This is a genomic window from Neobacillus dielmonensis, from assembly GCF_000612665.1.
In the GTDB taxonomy this organism is placed as follows: domain Bacteria; phylum Bacillota; class Bacilli; order Bacillales; family Cytobacillaceae; genus Neobacillus; species Neobacillus dielmonensis.
Genome location: NZ_HG942060.1, coordinates 21197 through 30022 on the forward strand (window position 1 = coordinate 21197; position 8826 = coordinate 30022).

The following is an 8826-nucleotide window of genomic DNA, read 5'->3' on the forward strand; positions in this document are numbered from 1 at the left end:
AAAAGATATTTTTTGTGGTTTTTTGTATATTTTTTAAAGAAATTGTAATCTTTTGCAATTATTTAAAAATTACATCATTTGGTCGTACAACGAGAACATTGGCAACATAATGGCCATGACGATGACGCCTACAATTCCTGATAAAAACACAATCATAATCGGCTCAATTAAGGATTTTAAACGATCCGTTCCTGCTTCGACCTCTTGTTCATAAAAGTCAGCAATCTTTGATAGCATGGCATCCAATGCACCAGTCCCTTCACCGATGATAATCATTTGAGTGACAAGAGGTGGAAAAGCCCAATGGTCTAACATTGGTTCTGTCATCGAGCGACCTTTTTCCAAGGAATCCCTGGACTGCCGAATCACTCTAGAAATGACTTCATTTTCTACAACTTTTTCAACAATCGACATTGCTTGTAGAATTGGTACAGAACTTGAAAACAAAGTACTTAACGTCCGCATCATTCTTGCTAATTGGGCCTTTTGTACCATCTTTCCAAAAATCGGCATTCTTAATGTGGCATAATCCAAATAATACTTTGATTGTCTGTTTCTCTTTACGAAAACAAATCCTATTACAATTGCTACAACTATGATTAGGATAAGCCACCATTTGGATTGCATAAACCCGCTTGCCGCCAGCACAAATTTAGTGATGGCAGGGAGTTCCGCACCTTGTTGTTCGAACATTTCAACAAATGTTGGTACAACAAAAGTTAAAAGAAAGATAACCGCTGCAATAGCAAGAATTCCAATAGCAGCTGGATAAGTCAAAGCAGATTTTACTTTTTCCCTTGTTTGATGCTGCTTCTCAAAATCGTCTGCAAGCCTCTCTAGGGTCGTGTCCATATTACCGCTTACTTCCCCAGCTTTAATCATATTGATAAACATGGAATTAAAGATTTTATCATGTTTTGATACAGCTCCAGAAAATGGATTGCCTTCCCGTAATTCTTGTTCTACGTCTAGCAAGGCTTTTTTCAGTGCCTTACTTTCCGTTTGAGCTGCCAAAACAGCCGTTGCTTCCACAATCGTTACCCCTGCCTTTAAAAGGGTAGCAAATTGTCTTAGATAAATAACAAAATCCTGCATTTTGACTGGATTCCCAATGGTCAATTCCATTGTCATTAAGGTTTCCGGTACTTCGTTTATTTCAACGACTCTAACTCCATCTTCTTTAAGTTTGGTCATAGCTTCCCGTCTTGAGGCAGCGGTAATCGTCCCTTGTGTTTTCCCGCGGCGGTCACGACCGGAATATTTATATCTAGGCATCCATCATCATCTTTTCATGTAAATATTTACTGGCCGCTTCTTTCTGTATCTGATTGCGGTCAAGCAACTCACGAATGCTCATCTCAAGGGTATGCATGCCTTGAGCGCGGGACGTTTGCATCGTGCTTTGAATTTGATGAATTTTTTCATTACGAATTAAGTTGGCGATCGCAGGATTATTGACTAATATCTCCGTTGCCGCTTTTCGCCCTTTACCATCAGTCGTAGGGAATAACCGCTGAGAGATTACTCCGACTAAAACAGAAGCAAGCTGAATCCTGATTTGCGGCTGCTGTTCCGCTGGAAATACGTCAATGATCCGGTTGATCGTGGAAGGCGCACTGGAAGTATGGAGTGTGCCTAATACCAGGTGTCCTGTTTCCGCGGCCGTTATCGCAATACTCATTGTTTCCAGGTCTCGCATCTCCCCTACAAGAATGACATCAGGGTCCTGACGAAGCGCTGCTTTCAATCCACTAGCATAATTATTAGTATCAAACCCAACCTCACGCTGGTCAATTATCGAATTTCCATGTTTATGAAGATATTCAATAGGGTCTTCTAGGGTAATGATATGCTTACGCATCGTCCTGTTCATATAATCAATCATGGCTGCCAAAGTAGTGGACTTACCACTTCCCGTAGGACCAGTCACCAAGATTAAGCCCTGAGGTTTCTCCATAAACTCTGAAACAATCTTAGGCATATCCAATGCTTCAATCGTAGGAGTTTTAGATGCAACAACCCTTAGAGCCAAGGCAACACTTTTCCGTTGATGATATGCGTTTACACGGAAACGTGACACTCCCGGTATTCCATATGAAAAGTCGAGTTCCCCTTTCTCCTTAAATGTATCATACAGGTTTTCTGGAATGATTAACTTTGCAATTTCTTCTGTATCATTAGGCATCAGTATATCTTTTCCATAGCGTTTAATGTCGCCATTGATTCGAAAGATTGGCGGCACCCCAACCGTTAAATGGATATCGGACGCCTTGAATTCTATGGCAGCACGTAAAATATTTTCAACTCTCTCTCTCATGTTTCATTCCCCTATTCAAGAGTGGCTACACGTAATACTTCTTCCGTAGTGGTTAAACCCTGCTTCACTTTTAACAGACCATCATCAATCAAGAAAATGGTTTTATTTTTAATAGCATTTTCCCGTAACTTTGAGACCGAATTATCATTCATGATGATTCTGCGCATATCATCGTTTAGGACCAATACCTCATGTAACGCTATACGCCCTTTGTAACCGGTCATATGGCAGGCGGGACAGCCTTTACCACGGAAAATTCTATCAATCTTCAACCCCCGTCGGGCAAAAATTTCCTTTTCCCTAAGGGACGGTTCATTGTATTCTCCACAGTCTCGGCATACTTTACGGACTAACCGCTGTGCCACAATCCCGCTTAACGAAGAGGCAATCATGAACGGTTCTACTCCCATATCAACCAGCCTATTAACAGTTGCGATAGAATCGTTGGTATGAATGGTACTCAAAACTAAGTGACCCGTTAAGGAAGCACGAATAGCAATTTCCGCGGTTTCTTTATCACGAATCTCCCCGACCATGATTATGTTAGGATCCTGCCGTAGAATCGCGCGAAGACCGGCGGCAAAGGTCATCCCAACGTTTGAGTTTACTTGAATTTGATTGATCCCTTCGAGCTGGTACTCTACCGGGTCTTCAATCGTAATGATATTGACTTTTTCACTGTTCAATTTATTGAGTGCAGCATAAAGAGTTGAGGACTTACCAGAACCAGTCGGCCCGGTGATTAAGACAATCCCTGTAGGCTGCTCGATAAGCTCGCTAAATCTTTTTAAGTTTAGGGCATTAAAACCAATTTTATTTAAATCATTTAAAGCCGCTCCCATGTCCAAAAGCCGCAAAACAATTTTTTCTCCGTATACAGTCGGCAAAGTAGACACCCGAAGGTCGATTGGATGGAAATCAAGATTTATTTTAATCCTGCCGTCTTGAGGAATTCGATGCTCAGTGATATCCATATTGGACATAATTTTTACTCTGGCTGTTAGCACACCCAACATGTTCCTCGGCAGTACTCGTTCTATTCTAAGAACCCCGTCCACCCTGTAGCGGATGACAATCTTCGTTTCTTGCGGGTCAATATGAATATCACTCGCTTTTTGAATCGCCGCATTAACCAGTAGCTGATTAACCAGTCTGACGATTGGGGAATCCTGGTTGGTGACATCCTCATCCCGGTTGCTGTCACCGGCTGGCAATTCATCAAAAAGTTCCTCCAAGCCCACATCATCATCATAATATTTGTTAATAGTACGCAGGATATCTTCTCTTGTAGCAATCGCCGGTTCGATTTGGAATCCGGTTGATAATCGCAAGTCATCAATAATGATAAAGTCCATTGGATTGACCATGGCCACAAAAAGCTTATTACCTTCCCTTTTTAGAGGAACAATCAAGTTTCGCCTTGCCGTTTGCTTTGAAATTAACGAAAACAGACTTTTATCAATCTGATATTGGAATAGATTCACAAATGGGATTCCTAACTGTTTTTGCAGCACTTCGGCTAACTGCTGGTCCGTTATATATCCTCTTTGCAGCAAGGCCTCCCCTATTTTTTCATTAGCATCTTTTTGTTCTAAGGTGTTTTGGAGCTGTTCCGCTGAGATTATTCCTTCGTCGACTAATAGATCGCCTAGCCGTTTTCGTGTCTGCCTCATTTTCGATCCCTGCTTTTATTTTGGTTGTTCATTTGGCTTCCCCCAGATATCGCTTTCTGTAGTCTCTTGTTGTTGTGTTGAGGTGGATCCTGTTGTTTGGGTATTACTTTGAATCGCCTCGTTAATTTTATTGATCAGGGAATTCAGGTAAGCAGTAGCTGTGTCGGTGCTTGAGGCGAATCCATGTACCTCAACTTGATGTACCGGAGCATAATAATCCTCAGATACTAGCTCACTCTTCAATAGCTTTTCCCCTTGATATTCATCTCGGTAAACCTTAGCTACTTGACCGTCCGTTCCTTTTGTTTGGATTTGCGTTTTTCCAGGTGCAACGAGCGGGCTGTACTGCACAATCGTTTTCGGCTTTAATGTTTGTTCGTCCTTTTTCGTTACCTTGTAAGTGTATAGCAGCTGTTGTCCCTTTAAGGTCACTTTCAGCTGATTATTGTCAATTTGCAGTTCCAAATAGTAGGCGCCTTTGTTTGGATTTGTAAAGGCTAAATCTTGTTTGGCAGTTTGGTCTACTCTAGCCTCAAAGCCAACACTTGTGTAGGCTGGGAGACTGGTGCCAATATTTCTTTCATCAATGGTAAAATTGGAAGACAACACGGCTTGATAGATTCCAGTTGCTAACAGATTAAGAGCGTTTGAATCAGTTACCTTATTCTTCTCAGCAAAATCTAATAGAGAAAACTTAGTACCAGCCGGTAAATCGATTTTCGGACTTTGGTCGATAATCGACTGCAATGCCACCGTCACATCATTTGCCGAAACAACCGATTCAGCAATAATCGCATCCTTTTGAACAGCATTTGCTAAAAGATAATCATTAAATAGGTCAAACGAATGGGAACCTGGTTGAAAACTGGAGGCTGCTGTTGTTAGAGCTTGCGCCAGTTTCTTAATGTCTATTTCACTAACATTAAATTCAGGAAATAAAATGCCTAGTTGATCTTTAATCTGTGATTGATCCACTGTAATCGTTGCCGGATTATTTTGGCCATCGATTGCTGAGGCAACGGTTTGGTTTGCATCTAAATCAAATGCATTCATATCAAAGGCTGCTGTTTTTTCTCCATATTGCAATTGAACCGATGTGCCCTTCACCCAGTCTACATATTTCTCTTCCAGCAAGGATACCGCTTCTTCTTTCAGCTTTCCTGATACATCTAAAGAACCAATCGTGGTTCCCTCAGAAAACCGACCATCAGCAGCTGATAACTTTTCAAACGCTTTTGCGCCAAAATGTGAAGAACTAAAAATAAAGGCCGTACTTAAAAATATAACAACAAACAATTTTATCAGTTGCTGATTCTTACCCAATGTCCTGCCCCCTATTAAACACGTTCAGACCTACAAACAAATATTGACCATTGTTCCTACTATTTTTGTAAATTGACTTTTTCTTTTCTCTCTTCAAGAAATGCATCTTCATCTAATTCTAATATTTCATCCTTACCTGCTGCCACTTGTTTCTCGGCAAGGGAAAAATCCAATAGCAGATCATCCAAGACTTCTAAATCTTCAGAGTCTGTATCATGCTCTTTTGATTTCAGAAGATCATTTGTTACTTGTTCCTCAAATTCTGATTCGACCTCTAGCAAACTCTCAATATCTGATAAATAGCCTGTTTCAAAATTGTTGTCTTCCTCCTCTTTTTCTTTTTCTTCCTGTGCAGGAACTTCTGTATTCCTATTAAGAAGGAATGAAATATCATCATCAAGCAATTCGACATCATTTTCAGCTTGCTCATCTGTTCCATTTATAGCTGCTGGTTGTGTTTCATGCAATACTAAATTATCTTCTGTATTTAGGTAAGTAGTTTCAGACAGTGATCCATCGAGATCCTCATTTAAAAATTTGACTGGATTTTCACTAATAGCATTGGTAGAAATTGCTTCCACACCAAATTCGTCGTCATCCATTTCGTCAACGAGAAGGCTAGTTTCTTTAACGAGTAAAGTCTCAAACCTATTGTTAATAAAGTAAGCTGCAAAAAAGCTTAGCGCCACTAGCATTAAGACCGTCAGCCATAGCGAAAAAGAAGATATTGCTGCAACCCCAATTAGTGATAAAAGAAAACTAATGGACACTATTAAAATCTTTCCCTTCAAAGTGTATCCAAGTGGTAAAAAAGACATGATTAGCATAAGAACTGCCACGGACCCAATGACCCAGATAATTGTTTGCATTAATCCACTCTCCTTTTAGGTAGGTTGACCTATCAATTCTACAATTTTTACATTTATTTAATCTTTTTTACGAGAAATACAATTTTATGACAAAATTCGTCTACTAAATATTGTATAATACTATTAAATATTTTAAAAGAACACAGTTAATGTTTTTAATAAAAACTGGGTAAATATTCATACGAAACCAAGGTGATAAAATGATTAAAAGTAACCAAGCTGGTTTGACACTTGTTGAGTTAATAGCTTCTCTAGTAATACTATCCTTAATTTTACTAGCAGCTATTCCAATTATTACTAATAGTTTTCAATATAATTCAGTCTCAAAAAATAAATTGAATGCAACTAACGTGGCGAGATTAACCCAAGAGGAATTTAAAATACAGTCCACTGGTCCTAATTTAAAAAAACAGGATCTGAAGAAACTTATAAATTCTATCACCGATGGGACGCCCAATTATAGCAAAACAGATTATGTAAACCTAAACTTAAAAAGTGACCTTCAAAATACCGAAGATGTAATTAAGATGGAATTAAACAATCCTGATTACGATGTCATCGTCTACTTTTATACCATCCCTGTATCGAAATCATTATATAAATTACACATCCAAGTATTAAAAAATGGAAAACTGCTTTCGGAAACATACACATATACGGATTTGAAGTAAAGGAGGAAAAAAAATGCAGAAGAGCCCTTCTAAAGAGAGTGGGGTCACCTTAATTGAAACTTTAGCTGTATTAACAATACTATCTATTGTCATTGTTTTGTCATATAATATCTTTTTCAGTGGAATAAGCAACTCAAACAAAGCAGAAAGAACTGTTCTTTTGCAACAGGAAATGAACCTCGTCATCCAAAATATTACTGAGTTTCATGAAACACAGGATTCCTATGATATTGCTGTAGATAATACACCATTCGCTTCTAATATTATCTTAAAAGGGAAAAAGGATGGTGTTACTAAAACAACTGAAATCTCAAACCCTAATTTTGAATATGCCTTGTACGATATAAGTGGCACTATAGGAAAAGTTATGGATAACCCCAAGAAGATTACTAATACATCTAGTCAACCTTTATCCATTAAAGTAATTATTCGGAACAAACAACATCCTAGTGAAAAGTACGAAGTATCAACCATTATTTCAAGACTTTAAGGAGCCGATTTGAATGAAATCAATAAAAAGTGAAAAAGGTATGACACTTGTTTTAGTTTTACTCACTATCGTTGTGTTCTCAGTAATTGGGTTGGCAGTCGTTGGATCTTCGATTAATAATATGAAACAAGTTAAAAAGTCTGAAACAGTCATACAAACAACAGATATTGCTGAAATGGGAGTGCAAGATTATCAATCTAGGCTATCCAATTTTTTTACGGAACAAGTTAACATAAAAAAATTAAGATATTATTATATTATCACTGATGATTATAAAGCTAAAAATACTATTACAGATGATATCATTAAAGAATACAGGAGGTTGCTTGTAGCAGATATTATAGACACTTTTAAATCACAAGCTGATTTATATCCTTCATCATCAAATGGTTTCTCCGAAGATGTTCCAGTGGATGATACTACCAACAGTTACTATAAAATTAAGGTGGATAAAACAAACCCTGATATTGTAATAAAATGCACCACATGTGAGGCAAATACAAATGATGGAAAAGTTCAATTAGAAGTTCAGTATGAAAGTTATGGATATTATGATAACAATCAAGAAAAAAATTTAAAGGGAAAATTTGCTTTTTCTTTTACAATTGATAAATCTAAGATAGAAAAAATCATAACGGAATCTAGTGAGTATTCTGGCGATTTTACTCGTTTCATTCCGAGGCCCAATGACCTTGACCCTTGTTCTTCTAATGTTTCTGGAAAAGACTTTGTTGGATTAAACTGTCAATTTGATCAAAAAGTAAATATTGATAAGCCCGTGATTTCGGGCGCTACACTAATATTTGACGGCGGAGTCTCATTCAATAAAATTAATCAAGGGATAATGAATTCTACAACACTCTATATTAACGGAGACACTACTGTGGATAGTCACATTAATGGTATTGATCACTCCTTTATCTACATTAATGGAACTGCTGATTTAGGCATGGTTAACAAGGGGATACACGACTCAGTTATTGTAATAATCGGAACAGCAAACTTTAAAGACCAGATAAAAGGGTTAACAGGGACTACCATATATGTTGTTGGCACCGCAGACTTTTCAACTATTGATTTAAAAAAATCAGACGATACAGCTGTATTTTGTGTAAAAGGAGAAATTATCTCTCCTTCCGGTAAGAAAAGCAAAGATATTCCCAATATATATACTCCAAGCGATCCTGAATTTACAGACAAATGCTATCGAACGATAACAGAAAAGAACCCAGACTTGAATTTCTTATCAGACTTCCTAAATTCAATGAACACCCTTTCCCCAGAGATTATCTATTAATCATCAAAAAAGCTGTCCATCTTTGAATGGACAGCTCAGATTGTAGACAAAAGGCCTTCCGAATGTCCCCATTTGGGTACCTTTTTCTAATTATGACCCTTTTTACCATAGATTTTTATTCCAACCGACCCCTTTGGGGTCAATTTTTATGCCATTTTTGGATTAGCCCAAATCCATGTCGCCATC

General features: G+C 38.0%; 8 protein-coding genes. 3 read left to right on the forward strand and 5 right to left on the reverse strand.

Annotation, left to right across the window (positions count from 1 at the left end; genetic code table 11):
• Window positions 1–69: 69 nt before the first annotated feature.
• The 5 genes from BN2425_RS11375 to BN2425_RS11395 are packed head-to-tail and all read right to left on the reverse strand — an operon-like array spanning window position 70 to window position 6182.
• Window positions 70–1275, reverse strand: a complete 1206-nt coding sequence (locus tag BN2425_RS11375; RefSeq protein WP_042459212.1) for a type II secretion system F family protein — start codon at window positions 1273–1275, stop codon at window positions 70–72.
• Window positions 1268–2317 carry a type IV pilus twitching motility protein PilT gene (locus BN2425_RS11380; RefSeq protein ID WP_042459214.1) on the reverse strand — a complete coding sequence of 350 codons (1050 nt, stop codon included), beginning with the start codon at window positions 2315–2317 and terminating at the stop codon, window positions 1268–1270. The genes BN2425_RS11375 and BN2425_RS11380 overlap by 8 nt, the downstream gene beginning before the upstream one ends.
• Before the next feature lie 11 nt (window positions 2318–2328).
• Window positions 2329–3990 (reverse strand): GspE/PulE family protein, encoded by a 1662-nt coding sequence (locus tag BN2425_RS11385; protein WP_042459216.1) that lies wholly within the window; start codon window positions 3988–3990, stop codon window positions 2329–2331.
• 15 nt (window positions 3991–4005) lie between these two features.
• Window positions 4006–5313, reverse strand: a complete 1308-nt coding sequence (locus tag BN2425_RS11390) for a G5 domain-containing protein (RefSeq protein ID WP_042459218.1) — start codon at window positions 5311–5313, stop codon at window positions 4006–4008.
• A 59-nt stretch (window positions 5314–5372) separates the two neighbouring features.
• Window positions 5373–6182, reverse strand: coding sequence for an ABC transporter permease family protein (locus BN2425_RS11395; RefSeq protein WP_042459220.1), 810 nt, complete (start codon window positions 6180–6182; stop codon window positions 5373–5375).
• 200 nt (window positions 6183–6382) lie between these two features.
• Here BN2425_RS11395 and BN2425_RS11400 point away from each other — a divergent pair, with 200 nt between their 5' ends.
• From BN2425_RS11400 to BN2425_RS11410, 3 genes are read left to right on the forward strand one after another with little or no spacing between them, the layout of a single operon-like run.
• Window positions 6383–6853, forward strand: coding sequence for a prepilin-type N-terminal cleavage/methylation domain-containing protein (locus BN2425_RS11400; protein ID WP_042459223.1), 471 nt, complete (start codon window positions 6383–6385; stop codon window positions 6851–6853).
• A 13-nt stretch (window positions 6854–6866) separates the two neighbouring features.
• Window positions 6867–7343, forward strand: coding sequence for a pilus assembly FimT family protein (locus tag BN2425_RS11405; RefSeq protein ID WP_042459226.1), 477 nt, complete (start codon window positions 6867–6869; stop codon window positions 7341–7343).
• A gap of 13 nt (window positions 7344–7356) precedes the next feature.
• The gene (locus BN2425_RS11410; protein WP_042459229.1) at window positions 7357–8640 is read left to right on the forward strand and encodes a hypothetical protein; all 1284 of its coding nucleotides are present in this window, start codon (window positions 7357–7359) and stop codon (window positions 8638–8640) included.
• Window positions 8641–8826: the final 186 nt, after the last annotated feature.

What these genes read in the sequence shown, in the direction of transcription:
- BN2425_RS11395 (WP_042459220.1), bottom strand. Translation starts at nt 6,182, where the DNA reads ATGCAAACAATTATCTGGGTCATTGGGTCCGTGGCAGTTCTTATGCTA.
- BN2425_RS11400 (WP_042459223.1), top strand. Translation starts at nt 6,383, where the DNA reads ATGATTAAAAGTAACCAAGCTGGTTTGACACTTGTTGAGTTAATAGCT.
- BN2425_RS11385 (WP_042459216.1), bottom strand. Translation starts at nt 3,990, where the DNA reads ATGAGGCAGACACGAAAACGGCTAGGCGATCTATTAGTCGACGAAGGA.
- BN2425_RS11375 (WP_042459212.1), bottom strand. Translation starts at nt 1,275, where the DNA reads ATGCCTAGATATAAATATTCCGGTCGTGACCGCCGCGGGAAAACACAA.
- BN2425_RS11410 (WP_042459229.1), top strand. Translation starts at nt 7,357, where the DNA reads ATGAAATCAATAAAAAGTGAAAAAGGTATGACACTTGTTTTAGTTTTA.
- BN2425_RS11380 (WP_042459214.1), bottom strand. Translation starts at nt 2,317, where the DNA reads ATGAGAGAGAGAGTTGAAAATATTTTACGTGCTGCCATAGAATTCAAG.
- BN2425_RS11405 (WP_042459226.1), top strand. Translation starts at nt 6,867, where the DNA reads ATGCAGAAGAGCCCTTCTAAAGAGAGTGGGGTCACCTTAATTGAAACT.